Raw genomic sequence first — 23,270 nt, 5'->3', positions numbered from 1 at the left:
GCCCCGACAGCACCCGGCACCACCCCAGCGACCAGGAGACACCCATGCGCAGACTCCTCGCCTGCCTGGCGGCGGCGGCAGCCGCTCTGGCCGGGCTCACCGCGACGGCGCCACCCGCGGCGGCCGCGCCGACCGCGGCCACCGCCGACTCGGGCAGCTTCCGCGTGCTGACCTACAACGTGGCCGGGCTCCCCGAGAGCATCTCCAGCGCCCCCACCCCGCGCGAACCGAGCACGACGGAGATCGGCCGGCGCATCGCCCCGTACGACGTCGTGCACGTGCAGGAGGACTTCAACTACCACGCCCTGCTGTACGCCGCCGACACCGCCCACCCCCACCGCACCCCGACCAGCGGCGGAGCGGGCATCGGCAGCGGGCTCAACACCCTGTCGAAACTGCCGTCCGACGAGGACGACTTCGAGCGGGTCCGCTGGAACTCCTGCCAGTACGACTCCGGCGACTGCCTGACCCCCAAGGGCTTCACCTTCGACCGCCGGCGCCTCGCCGAGGGCGTGTACGTCGACTTCTACGGCCTCCACACCAACGCGGGCACCAGCCCGGGCGACCTGACCTCGCGCGCCGACAACCTGAAGCAGCTCACCGCCTACATCGCGGCCCACTCGGCGGGCAACGCGGTCGTCGTCATGGGCGACACCAACACCCGCTACACCCGAAGCGGCGACACGATCGCCGCGTTCGCCGCGGCGGGCGGCCTCACCGACGCGTGGACCGAGCTGGTCCGCGGCGGCACGCCACCCGCCCAGGGCAGCGACCCCCTGCTGTGCGACCAGTCCCAGCCGACCGTCCCCGACACCTGCGAGCTCGTGGACAAGGTCCTCTACCGCGGCAGCAGCCTCCTCTCCCTGCACGCCACCGCCTACCACAACGAGCACGCCGCGTTCCTCAACGCCGGCGGCCTCATGCTCTCCGACCACGACCCCGTCGCGGTGGGCTTCTCCTGGTCCCGCAACCCGGCCTACCGGCTGAGCGACCCGTTCGGCGGCCCGCACGGCGCCCCCTTCACCGACATCGACCGCGTCCCGGCGGGCGCCCGCGCCACCACCCTCACCCTGCGCTCCGGCGCCCGGATCGACAGCATGGGCATCACCCTGGACGACGGCACGGCCCTCACCCACGGCGGCACCGGCGGCGCCGCGTCCACGCTCACGCTGGGCACGGGCGAGTACCTGACCACCGCGCACCTGTGCCGTGCCCAGCGGGACGGGCACACCCGGATCTTCCACGCCGCGTTCACCACGAACCTCGGCCGCACCCTGGCCGGCGGCACCCCGACCCCCGACTGCGTCACCCACACCGCTCCCCCCGGCTGGCAGATCACCGGCTTCCACGGCCGCTCCGGCGACGGGATCGACAAGGCCGGCGTGATCGAGACCCGCCGCTGACCCGCCCCTGACACGCCCGACGGGGGGCACTGCGGGGTGTACCAGGTGACAGGCGTCCGCAGCGGGGGGCGGATGCACGGTCACGGCGGTCACCGTCAACGGCGGCGCGGACACGAAGGAATCAGCCCGCCCCGGGCCGCCGATCCGGCCGCCCTCGAAGCGGGTGGGCTTGAGGCTGTACTGCGTGCGGGTGAGGACGCCTGCGGCAGTCAGCTCCGCCAGCCGTCGGGCGGGCGTGTTCTCGCTCATCGGCAACCGGTCGCGGAATTCGTCGAACCGGCGGGCCCCGGCAAGGGCTTCCCGCGCGCGGACGGCGGGACAGTCACTGAGGAAAGGCGTTCAGGGCGGCGCCCTGACCGTCATGGACGGCAGCATGCCCGGCCAGTGGCCCGCGCCGATGGCCTGGCTGAAGCGGCGGGGACAAGGCCTGGACGCCATCGTGCTCACCCCCGGACACACCGACCACCCGGGCATCATCCGCCGGCTCTCCGGCGCCACCGGACAGCGGCGGCCGCAGGTCCTCGCGCTCACCGCGGACTGGGCCCGCGCGGGCCTGTTCACCGTCCCGCCGATCCCGCACGCCGAGCCCTACACCGATGGCCAGCGCCTCGACGTCACCGGCCACACCCACTGACGACCACCCGGACCCCGGACATGGAAAAGGCCGCCCTCCCATGGATGAGAGAACGGCCTCCGACCTGCGTTTCCGCACAGTCGGGACGACAGGATTTGAACCTGCGACCCCTTGACCCCCAGTCAAGTGCGCTACCAAGCTGCGCCACGTCCCGCTACGCGCTGACCTGCGGCGTTTCGCCGCGATCGCTCGTGCACGAGAACGATACCGCACTTCGGGTGGTGGTCGCGCGCACCTTTTGGGGGCCCGGCGTGGCCGGATCGTGCCGGGGGTGCGGCACGGCGGGTTGACCTCAAGCGCGGTTGAGGTCGCACGATCGGTGTATGACACAAACGACTGCGGACACGGCGTTCCGCTTCCAGGATCTGGACCGGCTCATGGGGCTCATGACCGGGGACGAGAAGCACGGGCCCGCCGCCACGTCGACGCTGGACGTGCTGTGGGTGCTCTACGACCGGGTGCTCCGCGTCGACCCGGCGCGCGCCGCGGACCCGGGGCGGGACCGGTTCCTGCTGTCCAAGGGGCACGGGCCGATGGCGTACTACGCCGTGCTCGCCGCCAAGGGGTTCTTCCCCGTCGGCCTGCTCCCCGGTTTCGGCGGGTACGCGTCCCCGCTCGGCCACCACCCGGACCGCACCCTCCTGCCGGGCGTGGAGATCAGCAGCGGCTCCCTCGGGCACGGGCTGCCCCTTGCCGTCGGAAGCGCGCTCGGGCTGCGGGCCCAGGGGCTGCACGAGCCGGCGGTCTGGGTGCTGATCGGCGACGCCGAGCTGGACGAGGGCAGCAACCACGAGGCCCTCGCCTACGCCGGACCGGCCGCCCTGGAGCGGCTGCACACCGTGGTGATCGACAACGACTCCGCCACCCACGGCTGGCCGGGCGGCATCGCGTCCCGGTTCGAGGCGGCCGGGTGGTCGGCCGTCACCGTCGACGGACGCGACCACGAGGCGCTGTACGCCGCCTTCACCGCACCCCACCCCGGGCGGCCGCACGCCGTGGTCGCCCGCGTCGAGACGAAGGGCTGAAAGATCCATGGACACCGTGGCCAACGCCTCCATGCGGGAGCGCTTCGTCTCCTTCACCACCCGGCGGCTCGACGAGGACCCGCGCCTCGCGCTGGCCCTCGCCGAGATCACCATGAGCGGGTTCGCCCCCGCCCGGGAGCGGCACCCGGACCGGGTGATCAACGTCGGGATCCGGGAGCAGCTGCTCGTGGGCGTCGGCGGCGGGCTGGCGCTGACCGGGCTGCGGCCGGTGCTGCACACCTTCGCGAGCTTCCTCGTCGAGCGGCCGTTCGAGCAGGTCAAGCTGGACCTCGGGCACCAGGGCACGGGCGCGGTGCTGGTCAGCGCGAGCGCCTCGTACGACTGGCCCGCGGGCGGGTTCACCCACATGGCGCCGGGCGACGTGGCGCTGCTCGACACCCTGGACGGCTGGACCGTCCACGTCCCCGGACACCCCGACGAGGCCGAGGCGCTGCTGCGCCACGCCTACGACGCCGGGGACGACACGGTGTACGTCCGGCTCTCGGAACAGTCCAACGCCTCCCCGCGGCCGGTCGACGGCGCCCGCTTCCTGACCGTGCGCGAGGGGCGCGCCGGCGTGGTGATCGCCGTGGGCCCGCTGCTGGACAACGTCCTGGCGGCCACCGAGGGACTGGACGTGGGCGTGCTGTACGCGACCACCGTGCGGCCCTTCGACGCCGCGGCCCTGCGCGCGGCCGTCGGCTCCGGACCGGCTGACGTGGTCCTGGTCGAGCCCTACCTCGCCGGGACCTCGTCGGGCGCGGCCGCGGGGGCGCTGATCGAGGTCCCGCACCGGATCCTGGGGCTGGGTGTGGGCAGGGCGGAGCTACGGAGGTTCGGCACGGTCGACGAACACACCGCCGCCCACGGCCTGGACCCGCGCGCTCTGCGCGAGCGCATCACCGCCTTTCTCCGGCCGGCCGACCGAGTAGCGCAGCGGACCACCGAGGAGCCGGCCGCATAGCCCATCCCTCCCATCACCCATCCGTCACCTTCCGGTCCCCCGGGGCGCGGGTCCGTCAGCCCGCCCGCGTCCCGTCCTCCCGCGCGTGGAAGACGGACACCAGCTCCGCCGCCAGGGCCTTGACCGCGTCCAGGCCCTCCGTGCCCCACCGGTGCGGTACGACGTCCACCGCACACACCGTGCCGAGCACCACCCCGCGCCGGTCGGTCAGCGGCGCGCCGACGTACGCGCGGACCCCGCTCTCGTCGACCACCGCGTTCCCGGCGAACCGCGCGAAGTCCCGTACGTCCTCCAGGACCAGGGCCCGGCGCCGGACCACCACGTGCGGGCAGTACCCCCGGTCGCGGGCGAGCACCCGCGCCGGATAGCCGCTCGCCGGTGCCTCGCCGCCGCGGTGCAGCCCGGCGAAGAACTGCCGTTCCTCGCCGACGAAGTTGACCCCCGCGTACGGCGCGCCCAGCGTGACCGCGATCCGCCGGGCGAAAGCGTCGAGTTCGGCGTCCACCCGCTCCCCCAAACCCAGTTCGCGCAACCGCGTCACGCGCGCGGGCGCCTCGCGGTCCTCCGGGGTGAGCAGCAGGTGCCCGGTGGATTCGTAAGAGGTCATGGCGGTTCCCCCGACTCAGAAGACGTGGCCGTGGACAGCAGGTGGTGGACGAGGACGGCCAGCGTCGCCGTGCCGGATCGGGTGAGCCGCGCGTCGCACCGCACGACGGGCACGTCCGGCGCGAGGTCCACCGCCTCGCGGACCTCGTCGGTGGTGTAGCGGTGGCCGCCGTCGAACTCGTTGACGGCGACGACGAAGCCGATCCCGCGCCGCTCGAAGAAGTCGACGGCGTCGAAGCAGTCGGCGAGCCGCCGGGTGTCGGCGAGCACCACCGCTCCGAGCGCGCCCGCGCACAGCTCCTCCCAGAGGAACCAGAAGCGCTGCTGACCGGGCGTGCCGAAGAGGTACAGGACCCGCTCGGCGTCCAGGGTGATCCGGCCGAAGTCCAGCGCGACCGTCGTGGTCGTCTTCGCCTCGACGCCGTCGAGCGGGTCGGTGCTCTCGCCCGCACCGCTCAGCAGCTCCTCCGTGCTCAGCGGCTCGATCTCGCTGACCGCGCCCACGAAGGTGGTCTTGCCCGCTCCGAAGCCGCCCGCGACCAGGATCTTCAGTGCCGCCGGGGGGCCGCCGGGCAGGCCGCCCCCGGCCCCCGCCTCAGAGCCTGCGGCGCAGGCCATCGAGCACCGCCCGCAGCAGGGACACGTCATCGGCCGCGCTCCCGGGGTCCCCGGGGGTGCCCGGGAAGCGCGGCGAGCGGGCCGTGACGGCCCCGCACTCCATCAGGTCGGACAGCAGCACCTTCGCGACCACGGCGGGCAGCCGCAGCCGGCCGGCCACCTCGGCGACCGTGACGGCTCCCGCACCGGCGCAGAGCCGCAGCGCAAGGCCGTGGTCGGGGCCGAGCGGCGCGCACGGCCGGGTGCCGGTCGCGCTCACGAGGGACAGCAGGTCCAGTGCCATCGCCGCACGGGTCCGGCCGCCGCTCGCGGTGTACGGGCGCATCACCCGGCCCGCGGTGGCGTCGAGCCAGGGCGCGTCCCGGCCGGTTCCGGCCGGGTGCTGACCGCTCGCGCGTGCCCCCGTGGCATGCCGCCTCATCGCTCCGGGGCGGTGGCCGGGCGGCGCGGCGGCGCGGCCAGGTACGGCCGTACGCTCTTGACCAGCATCGCCATCTCGTAGCCGAGCACTCCGGCGTCCGCCTCCCGGTCGGCGAGGACGGCCAGACAGGTGCCCGCGCCGGCCGCCGAGACGAACAGCAGCGCCGAGTCCAGCTCCACGACCACCTGCCGGACCTCCGCGCCGTCCGCGAACCGCGACCCGGCGCTGCGGCCGAGCGAGTGGAGCCCGGACGCGAGGGCCGCCAAGTGGTCGGCCGCGTCGGCGTCGAGGCCGTGCACGCAGGTGACGAGGCCGTCCGCGGTGAGCAGCACGGCACTGCGGGTGTAGGGCACGCGGCGCACCAGGCCGCTCAGCAGCCAGTCCAGATCCGCGTGGGGGGTGATCCTGGTCGCCGCTTCGGCTGTCATCGGAAGGTCTCCTCGCTGCGGTACGCGGATGGGGTGCGCGGCGTCGTCATGACGGGCTCTCGGACTGGGCGAGGCCGAAGCCCCGCTGGAAGGCGGCCATCAGACCCGGGTCGTGCACGGGGGCCTCGCCCCCGGGACCGTGGTCGTCCGCGCGGCGCGGCGCAGGCGCGTCGCGCAGCTGGGGCGCCAGGTGTTCCTGGGCCCGGCGCCGCGGCAGCGACGGCCGGCCGGCCGCCCCGCCGCCGCCGCTCCGCGCTGCGGGCACCACGGCGGCGGTACCGGTACGGCCGTCCGCGGCCGGGGGCGCCGCCGTGACCGGGGGCTGCATCGCGGCCGGGGGCGCCGCCGTGACCGGGGGCGCGGTCGCGGCGATCACCACCGGCCGGGGCAGCGGCTCCGGCTCCCGCTCCGGCATCACCGGCTCCACCGCCTCGGGCGCAGCGCCCACCGGACCCGCCTGCGGCCCCGGTTCCGGGACGGCCGTCCACATCGTGGCGGTGACCGCCGGCCCGGGGGTCCGCGTCGGGGCGGTCGGCTCCGGTACCGGTGCCGGAGCCGGTACCGGACTCCACGGCGGGTGCGCCACCACCCTCCGTACGGGCTCCAGCGGCGGTACGGGGAGCGCCGCGCCGGTCCCCCACGAGGTGGTCCGCGTGCCCCCCGCCGCATCGGCCGCGCCCGGCGCCCCGGCGCCCAGCAGCTCCGGCGGCAGCACCAGGACGGCCAGCACCCCGCCGTAGATGTTCGACTTCAGTTCGACGGCGATGCCGTGCCTGCGGGCCAGCGCCGAGACCACGAACAGCCCGATCCGCCCGTCGGCCAGCAGCCGCCGGGCGTCGGCCCGGTCGCGGTCGCCGAACAGCGCGTTCATGCGGTGCTGCTCCTCGGGCGGCAGGCCGGGGCCGCGGTCCTCGACCTCGACCGCGATGCCCGCCGTGACCCGCTCGGCGCGCAGCACGACGTCGGTGTCCGGGGCGGAGAACACCGTGGCGTTTTCGACCAGTTCGGCCAGCAGGTGCACCACGTCGGCCACGGCGTGCCCGCGCACCGTCCCGCCTGCCGGCGGCACCACCTTCACCCGGGTGTACTGCTCGACCTCCGCCACCGCGGAGCGCAGTACCTCGCTGAGGTCGACGGGGCGGGTCCACTGCCGCCGCGAGGCGGCGCCGCCGAGTACCACGAGGTTCTCCGCGTGGCGCCGGATCCTGGTCGCGAGGTGGTCGACCTGGAAGAGGTCCCTGAGCAGGTCGGGGTCCTCGACCGTGTCCTCCAGGTCGTCGAGCAGCGAGATCTCCCGGTGGACCAGCGACTGGAGGCGGCGCGCGACGTTCACGAACACCTCGACCTTCCGGTCGCTGTCGCAGGGAGCGGCGGGCCCGGCCAGCCGTACGAGCGTCGCGTGCGCCTGTTCCCGGGCTCCGCGCAACTCCTGGGACAGCAGCCAGAATTCGTCCAGGCGTTCCTGGCCGGGGCCGTCGGCGGGGACGGCCGCCGCAGCGCCGGCGGCGCGCGGCGGACGGGGCGGGGTCTCGCCGCGTTCCAGCCGGTCGGCCACCACGGCGAGCTCCCGGCGGCCGCGCGCGCTGGAGCGGCGCAGCGCCTCGCAGCGGTCCCGTACGGCCTTGCCCGCGCGCTGGGCCCCGAGCAGGGCGGCGGCGAGCGCGCCGACGACGAGCAGGGCGCAGCCGCCGAGCGCCGGCCACAGCCGCGGGTCCCGCGCGCCCGCGCCGCCGCCGAGCTGGAGGGTGAAGATGACCGCGGCGGCGCCGCTGAGCCCGGCGGCGAGGGTGGGCAGGACGGCCGCGCGGATCAGCTGGGGCCGTATCTGCCGGCCCGGACCGGTGACGGCGTGTCGCGACGGGGAGTGGCGGGGGCGGGCGGCGCGGAGTCCGGACATCGGCGTCCTCGGTACGGTACGGGGGCCCGGGCCCCCGGGGTACCGGGACCCGGTGTTGATCACCGAATACCCACGCTAGACCGCGTCCTCACCCCACAGGCGGCCAGGCCGGGAACTTCACCGGGGTGCGTCCCGCTCCGGAAGGAGCGCTCGCACGGCCGCCCGAATCCCCTCGCGGGCGCCGTCCCCCCGCCCCCACCACCGCCGTGAGCCCCTCGTACGGGCCCGCACTCCACGGACGGGCCCACGCTGAACGTATGGACCCGCGCTCACCGCACGGGCCCGCACCCCGCCGACCGGGCACACCAGGCGCACCGGCCGGACCGGCGTCAGCTGCCGACGGCCTCCGGCTCCTCGCGCGGGTCCGCCGCCGACGCCGACACGGGGCGGGAGGGGGCGGCGGGCCGGGCGGCGGAGCCCGGCCCGGTCGCGGCGCCGGGGACGGGGGCCGCCACGAACGGGCGCCACCACGGCTCGGCCGGGGCGTCCGCCGCTCCCGGCTCGAAGGGGCGGCCCGGCACCGGCAGCGCGATGGCCGCGCCCACCCGTCCGGCGGCCGACAGGGTCCCTTCGCCCGGCTCCTCCCACGGGTGCGGGGCCAGGTTGAAGGTGCCCCAGTGGATCGGCAGCATCGTGCCGTGCGGGGCGCCGCCCTGGAGGTCGAGGTGGGCGGTCATGCCCTCCTCCGGGGTCATGTGGATGTCCGGCCAGTACTCCGAGTACGCGCCGATCTGGATCATCGTCGCGTCGAAGGGGCCGTGCGCGGCGCCGATCTCCTTGAAGCCGGGGAAGTAGCCCGTGTCACCGCTGTGGAAGATCCGGTGCTCGTCGCCCGCGACGACCCACGACGCCCACAGGGTGTACTGCTGGTTGCGCAGGCCGCGCCCGCAGAAGTGCCGGGCCGGGGTCGCGGTCAGCGAGAGTCCGGCGACCTTGGTGGTCTCGTTCCAGTCCAGCTCGCGCAGCCGGTCGGCCGACACGCCCCAGTGCTCCAGGTGCGCGCCGACGCCGAGCGGGACCGCGAAGACCGTGTCCGTGGCGGCCAGAGCCTTGATCGTCGGCAGGTCGAGGTGGTCGTAGTGGTCGTGCGAGATCACCACGACGTCGACCGGCCCCAGCGCGGCCAGCGGCACCGGTACGGGGTGCAGTCGGCGGGGTCCGGCGAACGGGAAGGGAGAGCACCGCTCTCCCCACACCGGATCGAAGAGCACCCGGCGTCCGTCGATCTCCGCGAGCACGCTGGAGTGCCCCATCCAGGTCAGCCGCAGGCCGCTGACCGGCGGCTTCGCCAGATCGGCCAGGGTCGTCGGGTGCACCGGGACGGGCGCGCCCGGGTTGCGCCGGACCCGCTGCTCCTTGTGGAAATAGATCTTGGCGAACTCCACCATCGAGCCGGAAGGCCTGGTCCGGGCACCGACCGGGTTCTGAAAGACGCCGTCGGCGAAGTTCGGCGAGCGCAGGATCCGCTCCAGCCGCGCGCCGGACGGATCCGCGCCGAAGGCTTCGGGCCGCAGGGCGCGAAGCCGTGGACGCAAGGAACGGGAGCCGGGGTCGGAGCCGGTCAAGGCGCCTCCAGAGGGGAAGTGGGCAGGGCTGGTCGTACGTTCTACCACCCTCCCAACGCACACTGCCCCCGAAGGATTCCGCGCGCCTCCCCGCCCCGCCCGCGACGGCCGGCCCCTACAGCGGCAGCAGGTCCGGGCGCTTGGCCCCCATGCGGTCCCCCGAGGACTCCCCGCGCAATCGCCTGCCGATCCACGGCACGAGGTGCTCCCGTGCCCACTGGATGTTGTCGCGGGTCACCTCGGCCGAGCCGCGCGGCTGCTGCGGGGGCCACGGCTGGTCCGGGTCCGCGGGCACCTCCAGGCCGAGCACCTGCGCGGCGCGCAGCGCGACCCGGGTGTGCCCCTCGGGCGAGAGGTGGAGCCGGTCGTGGTCCCAAGCCCGCCTGTCCTGCACGGACTTCAGCGACCAGAGATCGAGCACCGGGCATCCGTACCGGTCGGCGATGGACCGGACGTGCGCCGAGTACGTCGCCACCTTGCCCCGGATGTGCCTGAGCACCGGCACCCCGCGGGTGTCGAAACCGGTGGTGATCATCACCATGCCGACTGACCCGACGAGGTCGGCGAGGGCCGCCTCGAACCGCTCCGCCACGTCGTCGGGGTCGCTCCCCGGCCGGATGATGTCATTGCCCCCGGCGCAGAAGCTGACCAGGTCGGGCGCCAGTTCCTTGGCCCGCGGCACCTGGTCGGCCACGATCTGGTCCAGGAGCTTCCCCCGCACAGCGAGGTTGGCGTACCGGAAGTCGTGCTCCTCGCGCTGGTCCGCGAGGAGCACGGCGAGCCGGTCGGCCCAGCCCACGCACAGGCCCCCCGGCCCCGGGTCGCCCACACCCTCGGTGAAACTGTCCCCGATCGCCGCGTACGAGCCGATGCCCGGCAGTGCCGTCTTGATTTCCGTCGTCCGTGCCGTCGTCTTCGTCGTCATCGCTGTCGTCGCTGCCACGAGAGCTCATACTCCACCCCGGGCGGTGACCTACGCGACCGTAGCCACCCCTTGACGGACCGTGATCTTTACCACCCGGCGGGTAAGGAATAAGTGAGGAGTCCGTCAGGTCTTTCAAGGGAGGCGGGGACACCGACGCGGCGGTGGCGTCAGACGTTCACGCCCTTCGAGCGCAGGTAGCCCAGCGGGTCGATGTCCGTGCCGTAGCCGGACCCGGTGCGGATCTCGAAGTGCAGGTGCGGGCCGGTGACGTTGCCGGTTGAACCGGAGAGGCCGATGCTCTGGCCCGCGGTCACGCTCTGGCCGACCGAGACCGAGAGCTGGGACAGGTGGCCGTACTGCGAGTAGCGGCCGTCCGCGTGCCGGATGACGACCTCGTTGCCGTACGCGCCGCCCCAGCCGGCGGAGACCACGGTGCCCGCGCCGACCGCGCGGACGGTGGTGCCGGTGCCCACGGCGAAGTCGACGCCGGTGTGGTAACCGCTGGACCACATGCTGCCGCTCGCCCGGTACTGGGTGGTGATGGAGGCGGAGACCGGGGCGACGAAGCCGGAGGCCGAGGCGGTACCGCTGCCCGAGCCCGTGCCGGCGGAGGTGCCGCCCCGAGCACTCGTCCCCTTCTGCGACGCACCCTCGTCGGCCGGGGCGGCCGGGGCCTCCGCGGCGGCGGCGCCCTCGTCCTGGCCCGCGTCCGCGTCCGCGTCCGCGTCCGCGTCCGCGTCCGCCACCGGCGCGGGTTCCTCGGCGCTTTGCGCGGCGGGCGCCGGAGCCTGTTCGCCCGGTCCGCCGAGCGCGAGCTTCAGCCCCGGGTGGATCAGCGAGGGGTCGGAGCCGACGGCCTCGCGGTTGTCCGCGTAGAGGCGCTGCCAGCCACCGCTCAGGTGCCGCTCCGCGGCGATCTCCGAGAGGCAGTCGCCGGACACCACGGTGTACACCGAGGAGGCCGCGGGCGCGGCGGCCGCGGCCCGGAGCGCCGCCGGAGCCTGGGCCGGGAGGGCCTGGGCCGGCAGCGCGGCGGTGGCGGGAGCCGTGGCCTGCGGGGCGGCCTGCGCGCCGGCGGCGCCCAGCAGCGGCAGCGCGAGCGCCGCGCTTCCGGTGCCCGCGACGACGAGACCGCGGGTCAACGCGGCGGACTTCGGACGGCGGTGCTTTCCCTTTGCGGGCATGGTGAATTCCTCTCCGTCGCCTGCGAGGTGAGCTGTCGGGTTCGGACTGGAGATGTCCGGCCGTAGGTCTACGGCTTCACCCCGAGCCGTCCGGAGGAGATCCATTCGAGAACATCGAGAAGATCGGTTTCGGAAACGGCGGCTTACCTGGTTCCCCCGCTCCTGCCGGGCGCGTGGATCGTCGGGTGCGGTGCCGGACGGTGGCAGGATTAGGCGGTCCATCCGGGTGGAGGTGAAGGTATTGGCTCCGGTCCCGTGGAACAAGCCGCGAATTCCCTTGGGTAATGGCGCGGGTGAGGGACCGCCGGAATTCCGGTCACCCTCCGTGGAATCCGCTGCGGCAACACCCTTGCGCACAAGGCAATTCGGCTTTAGCGATCACACACTCACGGTCACCGTATGATCCTGCTCACGGGGACGGGCCCGATCTCCCGGTCCCTTATGGCAAGTTGCGTTCAACCAGCGCAATTCGGACATGCCGCGACGATACGGAGGAGTCTTCGTGACCCAGCAGATACCCCAGGCCCCGTCCACGGAGCCGGAACTGACCGGAGTGCGCAACTTCCGTGACGTGGGCGGCCTCCCGGCCACCGACGGACGGAGGGTCAGATCGGGACAGGTCTATCGAAGCGGACATCTGGCGCATGCCACCGAAACCGACACGGAATTCCTCGCGTCGCTGGGTCTCCACACCGTCTTCGACTTCCGCAACGCCGCCGACCACGCCCTGGAGGGCCCGGACGTCGAGCTGCCGGGCGTGCGCAACGTCAACCTCCCGCTCTCCGACCCGGCGGACGGCACGGAGTTCTGGCGGATGGTCCGCGACGGCGATCTCGGCCAGCTGCGGGAGGCCCTCGGCGACGGCAAGGCCGCCCGGCGGATGGCCGCCTCCTACAGGGAGATCGTGACGACCCGCACCGCCGAGCACCGCCGGGTCGTGCAGGCGCTCGCCCGGAACGAGGTGCCGGTCCTGATGCACTGCGCGGCCGGCAAGGACCGGGCCGGTCTCTCGATCGCCGTCACGCTGCTCGCGCTCGGCGTGGAGCGCGAGGCGATCGTGGCGGACTACCTGGAGTCGAACGCTCCGCACCGCCGCTACAAGGTGCGCCGCAGCGGCGGGACCCCCGAGGCCCGCTCCCCCGAGGTGATGGAGCTGCTCGCCCCGCTCTTCGACGCGCGCGCCGAGTACCTGCACGCGGCCTTCGAGACCCTGGAGGAGATCTGGGGCAGCACCGACCGCTACCTCGCCGAGGGCCTCGGGCTCGCGCCCGAGACCCTCGACGAGCTGCGCGACCGCCTCCTGGAGTGACGGCGCCGGGCGGCCCGCCGGGCGGCCGACCGGCGGGCCGCCCCGCGGGTCAGCGGTTCGCGACGGCCTGCTTGACCAGGGTCCTGCCGAAGTCCCACATCAGCCCGCCCCCGCCGTGGGCGTCGTCCATGACGTCCCGGAAGGCGCCCACGAAGCGGTCCACGTCCGCCTCGTCCACGATCAGCGGCGGAATGAGCTTGATCACTTCCAGGTGGTCACCGGAAACCTGGGTGAGGATCCGGTGCTTCTGGAGCAGCGGTACGACGACCATCTGCGCGAAGAGCCCCTTGCGCGCGGCCTGGAGCATGGTCCACCGGCTGCGCAGGCCGAGCGAGGACGGGCGGCCGAACTCGATGCCGATCATCAGCCCCCGGCCGCGCACCTCGTGCAGCAGTTCGTACTCGTCCACCATCGCCGCGAGCCGGCCGCGCAGCAGATCGCCCATGGCACGGGCGTTGGCCACGACCGACTCGTTCTCCATGACGGACAGCACCGCGAGCCCGGCGGCCATGGCCTGGGCATTGGAGCCGAAGCTGGCCGAGTGCACGAGGACCCGGTCCATGGACGAGTACACCTTCTTGAAGATCCAGTCCTTGCCCAGGGTCGCGCCGACGGGTACGTAGCCGCCCGACAGGGCCTTGGCGACGCACACCAGGTCCGGTTCCACCCCGGCCTCGTGCTGGTAGGCGTAGAACTCCCCGGTCCGGCCGAGGCCGGTCTGCACCTCGTCCGCGATCAGCAGGGCCTTGTGCCGGTGCAGCAGCTCCTGCGCGGCGCGCAGGAAGCCGGGCGGGGCCGCCAGCACCCCCTTGCCCTGGATCGGCTCCACGACGAAGGCGGCCACGTCGCCGCGCTTCAGCTCGCGCTCCAAGGCCCCCAGGTCCCCGAGGGCGATCCGGGTGTCGGGCAGCAGGGGCGCGAACCCGTCCCGGAAGCCCGCCTCCCCGTTCACCGACAGGGAGCCGGTGGTGAGTCCGTGGAAGGCGTGGTCGCAGTAGAGGACCCTGGGGCGGCCCGTGGCGAAGCGGGCGAACTTCAGCGCGGTCTCCACGGCCTCGGTGCCGCTGTTGCCGAAGAAGACCCGGTCCAGGTGGGGACTGTGGGACAGCAGCTTCTCCGCCAGCAGCCCGGGCAGCGGCTGGCAGTCGAAGCGGGTGAGGTCGGCGAGCTGCGCGTCGAGCACGTCGTGCAGGGCCCGCCGGACGACGGGGTGGTGGCGGCCGAGCCCCATCACCCCGAAGCCCGCGAGCATGTCGAGGTAGTCGTTGCCCTCCGCGTCCCAGAAGTGGGCGCCCTCGGCCCGCTCGTAGACCTTGTCGAAGCCGATGGTGTGCAGCATGCGGGGCAGCTGGTGGTTGAGGTGGCGGGCGTGCAGCTCGTAGCGCTCGGCGCCCCGCTCGGCCAGCAGGGAGCCGAGGTCGAACTCCTTGCCCGGGCCCGGGCCGCCGTCGGCGCCCGGGCCCTGCGCGACGGCTGTCATACCCGCTTCTCCCAGTTGCCCCCCACCGTCTCCCGGGCCGCCCGCAGGGTTTCCTTGAGCGAGCCCATGGTGGCGAGGACGGCGGTGGGTTCGTAGCCGCAGTGCGCCATGCAATTCGCGCAGCGCGGGTCCTTTCCGCGGCCGTACTTGCTCCAGTCGGTCTCCTCGATCAGTTCCCGGTACGTGGGCACGTACCCGTCGCTCATCAGATAGCAGGGGCGCTGCCAGCCGAAGAGCGAGTAGTTGGGAATGGCCCACGCCGTGCAGGGGAAATCGGCCTTGCCTTCCAGGAAGTCCAGGAAGAGCGGGGAGTGGTTCAGCCGCCAGCGGCGCCGGTTTCCGCCCGAGAATGCCTTGCGGAAGAGTTCCCGGGTCTGTTCCACGCCCAGGAAGTGCTCCTGGTCGGGCGCCTTTTCGTAAGCGTAGGCGGGCGAGATCATCATCTCGTCGACCTGGAGGTCGTCGTTGAGGTAGTTGAGCACCTCGATGATGGTCTGCGGGGTGTCGGTGTTGAAGAAGGTGGAGTTCGTGGTCACCCGGAACCCGCGCTTCTTCGCCTCCTTGATGGCCTCGACCGCCTCGTCGAAGACGCCTTCCTTGGCGACGGATTCGTCGTGGCGTTCGCGCAGACCGTCGATGTGGACGGCGAAGGCGAAATAGGGCGAGGGGGTGAACTTCGCCATCTTCTTGCGGAGCAGCACCGCGTTGGTGCACAGGAAGACGTACTTCCGCTTCGCCACCAACTGCCGCACGATCTCGTGGATCTGCGGGTGCATCAAGGGCTCGCCGCCCGCGATGGACACCATGGGCGCGCCGGACTCCAGTACGGCGCCGACCGCCTGGGCCACCGGCATGCGCTGCTTGAGCACCCCGGCCGGGTGCTGGATCTTCCCGCACCCCTCGCAGGCCAGGTTGCAGGCGTAGAGCGGTTCCAGCTCGACGATCAGCGGGAACTTCTCACGCCTGCGGAGCTTCTGTTCGAAGAGATACGTCCCGACCCTGATGGACTGTCGCAGCGGCATGGCCATCTGGCTCACCTCCTGGGGAGCAGCGAAGAACGGTGCCATTCATAAAATGCGGGCAGTACCGCACGCAATACGCGGAAAGCCGATATTCCACCGCGCACGGTGCCGATACGGACGAGCTCATGCTCCGGAGCGTCCACGATCACCCGGACGGCCGCAACCGGGCGCGGCCCGGTGCGGTCGCCCGTGTGGGCGGCGGTCCAGAGGGTGGCGGCCGATTCCATGTCGACCGCGATGGCGCCGGTGGCGCGCAGCTGCGCGCGTTCCTGGCCGCGGACGACGTGGTCGGAGCCGATCAGGGGGCCGGTGTGGATGGTCCGGCCGGGTGCCGCCCGGGCCAGTGCGTCGGCCAGGCGTCCGGTGGCCGCGCAGCCGACGGCGCCGCGCGGGTCCCGGGTCTCCTCGGCTACCACGAGGTCGCCGGGGTGCATGCCGGGGACGAGCCCGGCGCAGAAGCCGGTGGCGAGTACGGCCGCCCCGCGCATCCGGGGCGCGGCCAGCGAGCGGGCGACGGCCCGCTCGGCGGCGCGCGGGCCCATGCCGGTGCGCAGGACCGCGTACCCCTCGGGAGCGCCGCGGTCGCGGCGGCTGCGCAGGGCCGCCTCCTCGATGCGCAGGGCGCAGGCGATGAGGAGCGGCGCGTCCGGTCCCGGCTCCCCGGGCCCGGCCGGGGACCGCGCGGTCACCGGGGATCCCCGTCCAGGGCGGGAGCAGGAGCGGGAGCGGGGGCCGGAGCGGGGGCGGGGGCCGGCGCCTCGACGGTGTGCAGGGCCGGGGGCCCGGCCGTCCGCGCGGCCGCGGTGGCGCCGGCCGCGAAGGGCTCGCCGTACAGGTAGCGGCCCAGCGCGGTGAGCGGGAACACCTGCCGGTAGAGGTGGTAGTTGATGGAGAAGTCCCAGGGGAAGCCGGTGCCCGTGAAGTAGGGCTCGTCCCAGGAACCGTCGGCCTGCTGGGTGTTCACCAGGTAGGTGATCCCGCGCCGCACGGCCCGGCTTTCGCGCTCACCGGCCGACAGCAGGGCCATCAGCGCCCACGCGGTCTGCGAGGCGGTGGACGTGCCCCGCCCGGCCCAGGCGGGGTCCTGGTAGGAGCGCTGGTCCTCGCCCCAACCGCCGTCCTCGTTCTGCACCTTCTCCAGCCAGGTCACCGCGCGCCGGATCGCGGGATGGGTGACGGGCATCCCGGCGGCGGTGAGCGCGGGGACCACCGAGCCGGTTCCGTAGACGTAGTTGGTGCCCCAGCGGCCGAACCAGGCGCCGTACGACTCCTGTTCGGCCAGCAGCCAGGCGATGCCGCGCCGGGTGCGGGGGTCGGCGGCCCGGCCCTCGACGGCGAGCATCTCCACCACGTGGGCGGTGACGTCGGCCGACGGCGGGTCGATGACCTCGCCGAAGTCGCAGAACGGCAGCCGGTTGGGCAGCGTGCTCGTGTTGTCGGCGTCGAAGGCCCCCCACGCACCGTTGCGGGACTGCATGCCGAGGTTCCAGGCCACTCCGCGGGCCACGGCCGCTTCGAGCCGCGCCGGGTCGGGGTGGCGGATCCGGCGCAGGGCGAGGACCACTTCGGCGGTGTCGTCGATGTCGGGGTAGTTGTCGTTGTGGAACTCGAACGCCCAGCCGCCGGGGGCCAGTCCGGGGCGCTTGACGGCCCAGTCACCGCTGCGCACGATCTCTTCGCCGAGCATCCAGTCGGCTGCCTTGACGAGCGCGGGGTGGTCGGGCGCCAGGCCCGCGTCGGCGAGGGCGATCGCGGCGAGGCAGGTGTCCCAGACCGGGGACTGGCAGGCCTCGATCATCCGCGCGCCGTCCTCGCGCCACACCGCGAACCGGTCGAGGGACTCCAGGCCCGCCCGCATCACCGGATGGCCCAGGTCGTAGCCGAGCAGGTGCAGCGCGATGACGGAGTACACGGCGGGCGGCTGGATGCCGCCCCAGCAGCCGTCGTTCTCCTGGCGTTCGATGATCCACCGGGCGGCCGCGTCCATGGCCGCCTTGCGCAGCCGGCGCGGAGCGAGCCTGCGGTAGAGGTGCAGGGCCCGGTCCATGCGCTGGAAGGCGCCGTCCCAGCTGGCGAGGCGGGCCAGGGGCCGGGCGCGGTACGGGGTGCGCGCGTCCGTGTGGAGTTCGTCGAGGGCGAAGGGCGCGGGGCGGACCGGCCGCTGGGCGGAGACGATCGTCAGCGGGACGATGGTCTGGCGGGCCCAGCAGCCGAAGTCGTAGATGTTGAGCGGCACCCACTTGGGCAGGAACACCAGCTCGGGCGGGAGTTCGGGCAGGTGGTCCCAGCTCCACCAGCCGAAGAGGGCCAGCCAGATCCGGGTGAACACCCGGGCGGCGGCGATGCCGCCCTGGTCCCGGATCCAGGCCGAGGCACGGGCCATGTGCGGCTCGTCCGGGCGGTCGCCGGCCAGGCGCAGGGCGACGTACGCCTCGACGGTCGCGGAGAGGTCGGGCGGGCCGCCGTGGAAGGTGGCCCACGTGCCGTCCGGGCCCTGCTCACCGCGGATGAACAGGCCGGCGGCGCGGGTGACGGCCTCGTCCTGCACACCGAGGAACTGCCGCAGCAGGAGGTCCTCGGCGTCCATGGTGACGTTGGTCTCCAGGTCGCCCTTCCACCAGCCCTCGGGGTCCTGGCGGTCCAGCAGGTGGCGGGTGGCCCGGTCGGTGGCCTCCCGGACGCGCCGGTCGGTGACCTCCGGCGCCGAGCGGCCGCGGGCCGGCGCTCCGGGTGGCGGCCCGGACGGTGCGGGTGGTCCGGACGGTGCGGGTGGTCCGAGTGGTCCCGGTGGCCCGGGTGGTCCGGTCCGCACCGGGCGGACCGGTGTGGCGGTGTCGCTGCCCGAGTCGGTGCCGCAGTCCCCGGCACCGCCGTCGGTCGTCGCTGTCATGGCTTCCCCTTACGTGGCAGTGTCCTCTGCTGTGCTGGGGTCCGCCGTCGGCCGGTGCGCGCTTCACGGGGAAGCGGCACCGGCCGGCGACTTGCGCGTCATATCCGCGTACGGGTGGCGATCACCTCTTGCGCACGACGACGAAGTCGGCGAGGGCGACGAGCTGGTCGCGCACCCGCTGGGGCATGTCCACGTCGTCGAGCGCCTTGACGGCGATCACGTGCTGGCGGCGCGCCTCGTCGGCGGTCCACTGGCGGCCGCCCGCCGCGTCGATGAGGGCTGCGCGGGCCGCGAACTCCTCCTCGGAGAAGTTCTCGAAGTCGTTGCTCTTGGCGTCGGCGGCGAGGAGTTCGGCCAGTTCCTCGGAGGCCGGTCCGCCCGCCGCGAGCGCGGCGACCACGGGCAGCGACTTCTTGCGCTGGCGCAGGTCGCTCCAGGTCTGCTTGCCGGTGGCCTCGGGGTCGCCCCAGATGCCGAGCAGGTCGTCGACGGCCTGGAAGGCGAGGCCGAGGTGGTAGCCGTACTCCTCCAGCTTGTCGGCCGTGCGGTCGTCGGCGCCGCCGAGCACCGCGCCGATGGAGACCGCGCAGGCGAGCAGCGCGCCGGTCTTGTTGCCCTCCATCTCCAGGCACTCCTCGACGCTGACGCGCTCGCGGTGCTCGTAGGAGATGTCCTGGGCCTGACCGTCGATCAGCTTGCGGCTGGCGGTGGTCAGCCGCAGCGCGGCGCGCCCGGCCTCGACCGTGCCCAGCTCCAGCAGGACCTCGTTGGCCAGCGCGAACAGCGCGTCGCCGACCAGAATCGCCAGCGCGGGACCGTGCACCTTCCACACCGTGTCGCGGTGGCGGCGCTGCTCGTCACCGTCCATCAGGTCGTCGTGCAGCAGCGAGAAGTTGTGCACCAGCTCGACGGCGACCGCGCCGGGGACGCCGACCTCGGCCGCGGCTCCCGCCGCCTCGGCGGAGAGCAGGGCGAGCGCGGGGCGCACGGCCTTGCCGCCGTCGCCGTCCGCCGGGTTGCCCTGGGCGTCGATCCAGCCGAAGTGGTAGGCGGCGACGGTGTCCATGGGCGGCGCGAGCCGCTCGACCGCCGCGCGCAGGACGGGGGTCGACAGGGTGCGGCCGCGCTCCAGGAGCGCGACGGTGTCCGTCTTCTCCGCCGCGCCCTGGGCCTGCTCGGCCCTCCCGTCAGCCGGGTTCCCCGGGTTCACTGGCTCTCCTCTGGTTCCTGTACGTGCGGTACCGGTCGTGCTGGTGATCGTCATACCGCCTCCTGCAGCGGGTGTTCGCGGGGGCGGCCGAGGGCGGCGAGCGCGGCGTGGGCCGCGTTCAGTCCGCTGCGGACGGCGCTCTCCATGGTGGCGGGCCAGCCGGTGGCGGTCCACGCGCCGGCCAGGTAGAGCCCGGGCGCGCCGGTCCGGGCCGGCGGTCGCAGCCGGCCGACGCCGGGCGCGGGGGCGAAGGTCGCCGTCCGTTCCCGGGTGACGAAGAAGTCGCGGACCTTGGCGCCGCGGGCGGCGGGCAGCAGCCGCTCCAGTTCGGGCAGGTACTTCGCGCGCAGCACCGAGACGGGTTCGTCGATGTCGTCGTGGGCGACGGACTGGGACAGGGCGAGGTACTGGCCGCCGTCGGCCAGGCCCGAGCTGTCGGTCCGGTCGAAGACCCACTGGACCGGGGAGCCGAGGGCCGCGAAGAACGGCTGCTTGAGCACCTTGCGGTCGTAGACGACGTGGACGTTGAGGATGGGCGCGGTGCCGATGTCGAGGAGCTTGTCCGGGTCGTCGAGGGCGCCGGCGGGCAGCAGGCCGTGGGCCTCGCGCTGCGGCACGGCGAGGACGACGGTGTCCGCGTCGATGGCGTGCTCCTCGGTCCCGACGCTCCAGCCGCCCTCGGGGGTGCGGGTGATGCCGGTGACCCGGGTGCGCAGTTCGGTACGGACGCCCGCCGCGTCGAGGGCCTTGCGCGCGAGGGTGTCGTGGAGTTCGCCTAGGGGGACGCGGGCCCAGCCGATGTCGGCCGCGCCGTTCTCCGAGAGCAGGCCGGTCTTGAAGACCATGGCGGCGAGTCCCAGGGAGGACTGCTCGGCGGTGGCGTTCAGGGTGGCGATGCCGACGAGGTCCCACAGGGCTTCGATGGTCCGGGGGGACTGGCCGTAGCGGCCGAGCCAGGTCGCGAAGTCCAGCCCGTCGAGCGCCGGGTCGGCGGGGTCGAGGCGGCGCAGCGCGAGGGCGGCGCGCCCGACGCCCGCCCGTTCGGCCGGCGAGAGGTGCGGGTAGCGGGCCAGGGACGCGGCGAGGTGCAGGGGGACGGGCAGGGCGCTGCGGCGCAGCCGGCCCAGTCGCGGTCCGCCGGGGTGGGCGACGTCGAGGACGGGTACGTCGAGCCGGTCCTGCAGCGGGGCGAGGGCGGCGCCGTCGATCCGGTCCAGGAACCACCGGTAGCCGGTGCAGCAGCGCAGGTAGACGTGCTGGCCGTTGTCGACGTCCAGTTCGCCGCGCTTGAAGGAGAAGGCGAGCCCGCCGAGCCGGGGGCGGCCTTCCAGCAGGGTCACGCGCATGCCGGTGTCGGCGAGCCGCAGCGCGGCGCTCACTCCCGCGAGCCCGCCGCCGACGACCACCGCACGGTCCGCGGTCATTGGTCCTCCTTGGTCGTCCCGACAGACGTCGGAGCGACGTCCGGGGTTGCGCCGGGTCCCATCAGGGCCGCCTCCGGGTGCTCTGGCGCGAGATGTGCCGCGCGTCGAGGCCCGAGAGGCCGCGCACGGCGACGTACGCCTTCTCGTGGGGCGGCAGCGAGACGCGCCCGCGCAGCACCGCTTCGGGCTCGCGCTCGATCCGGTCGAGCAGGCGCCGGTAGATGCCGGCCATCGCGGCGACGCAGGCGCCGCTGCGCCGGTCGAGCATGGGCAGCAGCCGGTAGCCCTCGACGAACAGGGCGCGGGCGCGGCGCACTTCGTGGTGGATCAGTCCGGCGAAGTCGGATCCGGCGGGGGCCCGGTCGTCGTGGAAGCCGTCCGCGCAGCCGAACTTGGCGAGGTCCTCGGCGGGCAGGTAGGTGCGCCCGTTGCCCGCGTCCTCGCGGACGTCGCGGAGGATGTTGGTCAGTTGCAGGGCGAGGCCGAGGGTGTCGGCGTACTCGCCCGCGCGCGCGGCGTCGGGCGCGCCGGGGGTGGTGCCGAACACGCCGAGGGAGAGCCGGCCGATGGCGCCGGCGACGCACCGGCAGTAGACCCTCAGGTCGTCCCAGGTCTCGTAGCGCTCGCCGCGGACGTCCATCAGGACGCCGTCGATGAGTTCGTCGAGGCCGCCGAGGGGGATGGGGAAGCGGCGGGCGGCGTCGGCGAGGGCGACGGCGACCGGGTCGGTGTCGTCCTCGTCGACGGCTCCCTCGACGACGCGGCCGAGCAGGGCCCGGGTCTCTTCCAGCCGGGCGAACTTGGCGTCGGCCGGCAGCGTCCCGTCGCCGATGTCGTCGACGCGCCGCGAGAAGGCGTACAGCGCGGACATCGCCTGCCGCTTGTCGGCGGGCAGCAGCCGGATGCCGTACGCGAAGTTGCGCGCCTGGGCGCCGGTGACGGCCTCGCAGTAGCTGTAGGCGGCGACTACCGGTGCCGACGGGGCGGATGGTGCGGATGGTGCGGACGCGTGTGCGGGGCCCTCCACGTTCGGGCTCACCTCTTTCTCGGCGCTGTGCGCAGGACGGCGGCCACCTCGCGGAGCAGGCCGCGCTTGGTGGGCTTGGGCGGGCCGGGTGCCACGTCGAATCCGGCCGCGGCCACGGCGTCGAGGGCGGCGCGCCCGCCTCCCACGAAGCCCGCGAGCAGCAGCCGGAGTCTGCCGTGCACGCTACCCACCAGGGGGGTGCCTTCATTCAGGAGGTGCCGGGCGCGTTCGGATTCGAAGGCGATCAGGGAGCGGACGGAGGCGCCCGCGACCGGGGCGCGCAGATCGGCCTCGCGGACGTGGAAGCGGCGCATGTCCTGGGCGGGGAGGTAGATCCGGTCGCGGCCGAGGTCCTCGGTGACGTCCTGGAGGTGTTCGGCGATCTGCAGGGCGGTGCAGATCGCGTCGGAGTGGCGCACCCGTTCGGGGGTGCTGGTTCCGGTGAGGGAGAGGACGAGGCGGCCGACCGGGTTCGCGGAGAGTTCGCAGTAGCCGAGCAGGTCGTCGTACGTCTCGTAGCGGGACACGCGCTGGTCCTGCCGGTTGGCCTCGATCAGGCCGAGGAAGGGCTCGGGGGTGAGCGCGTGGGCGCGTACCACGGGACGCAGGGCCCGGAGCAGCGGGTGGCGCGGGCCGTCGCCGGTGGCGGCGAAGACCCGGCCCAGGTCGGCTTCGAGCGCGTCCAGCAGGGCGGGGCGGTCGTCGGCCTGCCCGGCGTCGAGGCCCAGCAGTTCGGCGTCGCGGCCGCCGGGGGCGAGGTCGCCGTCGCCGATGTCGTCCACCAGGCGGGCGTATCCGTAGACCGCGGTCAGGCCGTCGCGCCAGGCACGGGGCAGGAAGGCGGGGGCCACGGGGAAGTTCTCCGCGGCGGCCTTGCGGAGGGTGGCGCGCGCGGGGTCGGCGTCGGCCGGGAGACGGAGGTGCTGCCCCGGGGTCACCGCCCGCCGCCCGGGGCGGGGACGGCGGAAACGCCTGGGGGCCGGAGAATTCCCGTAGCCATTGCCGTCACATCTCCCGTTCTACACTGCCGACCCAATGCATCCTATTTCGGACACGCCGCCGGACTTTACCCGGGGTGCGCCGGGCCGTTCACCTGCGGGTAATCCGGCCCGCGGAGCGCGATTCAGGACCGGCCCAGCTTACGTTGTACAACGGCGCGGGGACCTATCGGGTATTCGCTCCATTACGAGATGTCACGGGAGATCTCATGTGAGATCTGTCGGCGCGAATATGCCACC

General features: G+C 73.8%; 20 protein-coding genes, 1 tRNA gene, 1 pseudogene and 1 riboswitch. Of the genes and pseudogenes, 5 read left to right on the top strand and 17 right to left on the bottom strand.

Going from position 1 to position 23,270, the window contains the following annotated elements; all coding sequences use genetic code 11:
* The first annotated feature begins 44 nt into the window (after positions 1–44).
* Positions 45–1,403 carry an endonuclease/exonuclease/phosphatase family protein gene (locus tag ABZY31_RS05875; protein WP_356405217.1) on the top strand — a complete coding sequence of 453 codons (1,359 nt, stop codon included), beginning with the start codon at positions 45–47 and terminating at the stop codon, positions 1,401–1,403.
* 361 nt (positions 1,404–1,764) lie between these two features.
* On the top strand, positions 1,765–2,037 hold the full coding sequence (locus ABZY31_RS05870) for a hypothetical protein (RefSeq protein ID WP_356405215.1): 273 nt from the start codon (positions 1,765–1,767) through the stop codon (positions 2,035–2,037).
* An 80-nt stretch (positions 2,038–2,117) separates the two neighbouring features.
* On the opposite strand, the gene ABZY31_RS05865 is transcribed toward ABZY31_RS05870, so the two are convergent.
* Positions 2,118–2,191, bottom strand: a tRNA-Pro gene (locus ABZY31_RS05865).
* A gap of 169 nt (positions 2,192–2,360) precedes the next feature.
* Here ABZY31_RS05865 and ABZY31_RS05860 point away from each other — a divergent pair.
* Together ABZY31_RS05860 and ABZY31_RS05855 are read left to right on the top strand one after the other, a co-directional pair.
* On the top strand, positions 2,361–3,062 hold the full coding sequence (locus ABZY31_RS05860; protein ID WP_356405214.1) for a transketolase: 702 nt from the start codon (positions 2,361–2,363) through the stop codon (positions 3,060–3,062).
* Positions 3,063–3,069: 7 nt separating this feature from the next.
* Entirely contained in the window at positions 3,070–4,026 is a 957-nt protein-coding gene (locus ABZY31_RS05855) for a transketolase (RefSeq protein ID WP_356405212.1), read from the top strand.
* A 55-nt stretch (positions 4,027–4,081) separates the two neighbouring features.
* Here the strand turns inward: ABZY31_RS05855 and ABZY31_RS05850 are convergent, their stop codons facing one another.
* The 8 genes from ABZY31_RS05850 to ABZY31_RS05815 form a co-directional block, all read right to left on the bottom strand.
* Positions 4,082–4,633 carry a GAF domain-containing protein gene (locus tag ABZY31_RS05850; protein WP_356405210.1) on the bottom strand — a complete coding sequence of 184 codons (552 nt, stop codon included), beginning with the start codon at positions 4,631–4,633 and terminating at the stop codon, positions 4,082–4,084.
* Positions 4,630–5,250, bottom strand: coding sequence for an ATP/GTP-binding protein (locus ABZY31_RS05845; protein WP_356405208.1), 621 nt, complete (start codon positions 5,248–5,250; stop codon positions 4,630–4,632). The genes ABZY31_RS05850 and ABZY31_RS05845 overlap by 4 nt, the downstream gene beginning before the upstream one ends.
* Positions 5,228–5,671, bottom strand: a complete 444-nt coding sequence (locus ABZY31_RS05840; protein WP_356405206.1) for a DUF742 domain-containing protein — start codon at positions 5,669–5,671, stop codon at positions 5,228–5,230. Before ABZY31_RS05840 ends, ABZY31_RS05845 begins: the two co-directional genes overlap by 23 nt.
* Positions 5,668–6,099, bottom strand: a complete 432-nt coding sequence (locus ABZY31_RS05835) for a roadblock/LC7 domain-containing protein (RefSeq protein WP_356405205.1) — start codon at positions 6,097–6,099, stop codon at positions 5,668–5,670. The genes ABZY31_RS05840 and ABZY31_RS05835 overlap by 4 nt, the downstream gene beginning before the upstream one ends.
* A 46-nt stretch (positions 6,100–6,145) precedes the next feature.
* Positions 6,146–7,996, bottom strand: a complete 1,851-nt coding sequence (locus tag ABZY31_RS05830; RefSeq protein WP_356405203.1) for an ATP-binding protein — start codon at positions 7,994–7,996, stop codon at positions 6,146–6,148.
* 329 nt (positions 7,997–8,325) lie between these two features.
* Complete coding sequence (locus tag ABZY31_RS05825; RefSeq protein WP_356405201.1) at positions 8,326–9,561, bottom strand: MBL fold metallo-hydrolase; 1,236 nt, start codon at positions 9,559–9,561, stop codon at positions 8,326–8,328.
* Positions 9,562–9,676: 115 nt separating this feature from the next.
* Positions 9,677–10,486: an SGNH/GDSL hydrolase family protein gene (locus tag ABZY31_RS05820; protein ID WP_356405305.1), complete on the bottom strand. Its 810-nt coding sequence runs from the start codon at positions 10,484–10,486 to the stop codon at positions 9,677–9,679.
* 167 nt (positions 10,487–10,653) lie between these two features.
* Entirely contained in the window at positions 10,654–11,670 is a 1,017-nt protein-coding gene (locus ABZY31_RS05815) for a LysM peptidoglycan-binding domain-containing M23 family metallopeptidase (protein ID WP_356405199.1), read from the bottom strand.
* Positions 11,671–11,674: 4 nt separating this feature from the next.
* A riboswitch (cyclic di-AMP (ydaO/yuaA leader) is annotated at positions 11,675–11,896 on the bottom strand.
* 276 nt (positions 11,897–12,172) lie between these two features.
* On the opposite strand from ABZY31_RS05815, the gene ABZY31_RS05810 reads away from it, so the two are divergent.
* Positions 12,173–12,979, top strand: coding sequence for a tyrosine-protein phosphatase (locus ABZY31_RS05810; protein WP_356405197.1), 807 nt, complete (start codon positions 12,173–12,175; stop codon positions 12,977–12,979).
* Between the two features lie 49 nt (positions 12,980–13,028).
* Here the strand turns inward: ABZY31_RS05810 and ABZY31_RS05805 are convergent, their stop codons facing one another.
* The 8 genes and pseudogenes from ABZY31_RS05805 to hpnC form a co-directional block, all read right to left on the bottom strand.
* Positions 13,029–14,459: an aspartate aminotransferase family protein gene (locus ABZY31_RS05805; RefSeq protein ID WP_356405195.1), complete on the bottom strand. Its 1,431-nt coding sequence runs from the start codon at positions 14,457–14,459 to the stop codon at positions 13,029–13,031.
* Entirely contained in the window at positions 14,456–15,487 is a 1,032-nt protein-coding gene (gene hpnH, locus ABZY31_RS05800) for an adenosyl-hopene transferase HpnH (RefSeq protein ID WP_356405193.1), read from the bottom strand. Before hpnH ends, ABZY31_RS05805 begins: the two co-directional genes overlap by 4 nt.
* 5 nt (positions 15,488–15,492) lie before the next feature.
* Positions 15,493–16,170, bottom strand: coding sequence for a 1-hydroxy-2-methyl-2-butenyl 4-diphosphate reductase (locus ABZY31_RS05795; RefSeq protein ID WP_356405191.1), 678 nt, complete (start codon positions 16,168–16,170; stop codon positions 15,493–15,495).
* 125 nt (positions 16,171–16,295) lie between these two features.
* Positions 16,296–18,371: pseudogene (shc, locus tag ABZY31_RS05790) on the bottom strand (squalene--hopene cyclase); the annotation flags it as partial.
* A gap of 121 nt (positions 18,372–18,492) precedes the next feature.
* On the bottom strand, positions 18,493–19,635 hold the full coding sequence (locus ABZY31_RS05785; RefSeq protein WP_356405189.1) for a polyprenyl synthetase family protein: 1,143 nt from the start codon (positions 19,633–19,635) through the stop codon (positions 18,493–18,495).
* Complete coding sequence (gene hpnE / locus ABZY31_RS05780) at positions 19,632–21,005, bottom strand: hydroxysqualene dehydroxylase HpnE (protein ID WP_356405187.1); 1,374 nt, start codon at positions 21,003–21,005, stop codon at positions 19,632–19,634. Before hpnE ends, ABZY31_RS05785 begins: the two co-directional genes overlap by 4 nt.
* A 61-nt stretch (positions 21,006–21,066) precedes the next feature.
* On the bottom strand, positions 21,067–22,032 hold the full coding sequence (gene hpnD / locus ABZY31_RS05775; RefSeq protein ID WP_356405304.1) for a presqualene diphosphate synthase HpnD: 966 nt from the start codon (positions 22,030–22,032) through the stop codon (positions 21,067–21,069).
* Positions 22,033–22,040: 8 nt separating this feature from the next.
* On the bottom strand, positions 22,041–22,970 hold the full coding sequence (hpnC, locus tag ABZY31_RS05770; protein ID WP_356405185.1) for a squalene synthase HpnC: 930 nt from the start codon (positions 22,968–22,970) through the stop codon (positions 22,041–22,043).
* Positions 22,971–23,270 lie beyond the last annotated feature (300 nt).

It is taken from the genome of Streptomyces sp. NPDC006529, from assembly GCF_040611795.1.
Lineage (GTDB): Bacteria > Actinomycetota > Actinomycetes > Streptomycetales > Streptomycetaceae > Streptomyces.
Note: the sequence above shows the minus strand (reverse complement) of the source record. Positions and strands in the feature narration are given on the sequence as shown.

Excerpts from the sequence above, each read along its gene's own strand:
- ABZY31_RS05875 (WP_356405217.1), top strand. The coding sequence starts at position 45 with ATGCGCAGACTCCTCGCCTGCCTGGCGGCGGCGGCAGCCGCTCTGGCC.
- ABZY31_RS05870 (WP_356405215.1), top strand. The coding sequence starts at position 1,765 with ATGGACGGCAGCATGCCCGGCCAGTGGCCCGCGCCGATGGCCTGGCTG.
- ABZY31_RS05860 (WP_356405214.1), top strand. The coding sequence starts at position 2,361 with ATGACACAAACGACTGCGGACACGGCGTTCCGCTTCCAGGATCTGGAC.
- ABZY31_RS05855 (WP_356405212.1), top strand. The coding sequence starts at position 3,070 with ATGGACACCGTGGCCAACGCCTCCATGCGGGAGCGCTTCGTCTCCTTC.
- ABZY31_RS05850 (WP_356405210.1), bottom strand. The coding sequence starts at position 4,633 with ATGACCTCTTACGAATCCACCGGGCACCTGCTGCTCACCCCGGAGGAC.
- ABZY31_RS05845 (WP_356405208.1), bottom strand. The coding sequence starts at position 5,250 with ATGGCCTGCGCCGCAGGCTCTGAGGCGGGGGCCGGGGGCGGCCTGCCC.
- ABZY31_RS05840 (WP_356405206.1), bottom strand. The coding sequence starts at position 5,671 with ATGAGGCGGCATGCCACGGGGGCACGCGCGAGCGGTCAGCACCCGGCC.
- ABZY31_RS05835 (WP_356405205.1), bottom strand. The coding sequence starts at position 6,099 with ATGACAGCCGAAGCGGCGACCAGGATCACCCCCCACGCGGATCTGGAC.
- ABZY31_RS05830 (WP_356405203.1), bottom strand. The coding sequence starts at position 7,996 with ATGTCCGGACTCCGCGCCGCCCGCCCCCGCCACTCCCCGTCGCGACAC.
- ABZY31_RS05820 (WP_356405305.1), bottom strand. The coding sequence starts at position 10,486 with ATGACGACGAAGACGACGGCACGGACGACGGAAATCAAGACGGCACTG.
- ABZY31_RS05815 (WP_356405199.1), bottom strand. The coding sequence starts at position 11,670 with ATGCCCGCAAAGGGAAAGCACCGCCGTCCGAAGTCCGCCGCGTTGACC.
- ABZY31_RS05805 (WP_356405195.1), bottom strand. The coding sequence starts at position 14,459 with ATGACAGCCGTCGCGCAGGGCCCGGGCGCCGACGGCGGCCCGGGCCCG.
- hpnH (WP_356405193.1), bottom strand. The coding sequence starts at position 15,487 with ATGGCCATGCCGCTGCGACAGTCCATCAGGGTCGGGACGTATCTCTTC.
- ABZY31_RS05785 (WP_356405189.1), bottom strand. The coding sequence starts at position 19,635 with ATGACGATCACCAGCACGACCGGTACCGCACGTACAGGAACCAGAGGA.
- hpnE (WP_356405187.1), bottom strand. The coding sequence starts at position 21,005 with ATGACCGCGGACCGTGCGGTGGTCGTCGGCGGCGGGCTCGCGGGAGTG.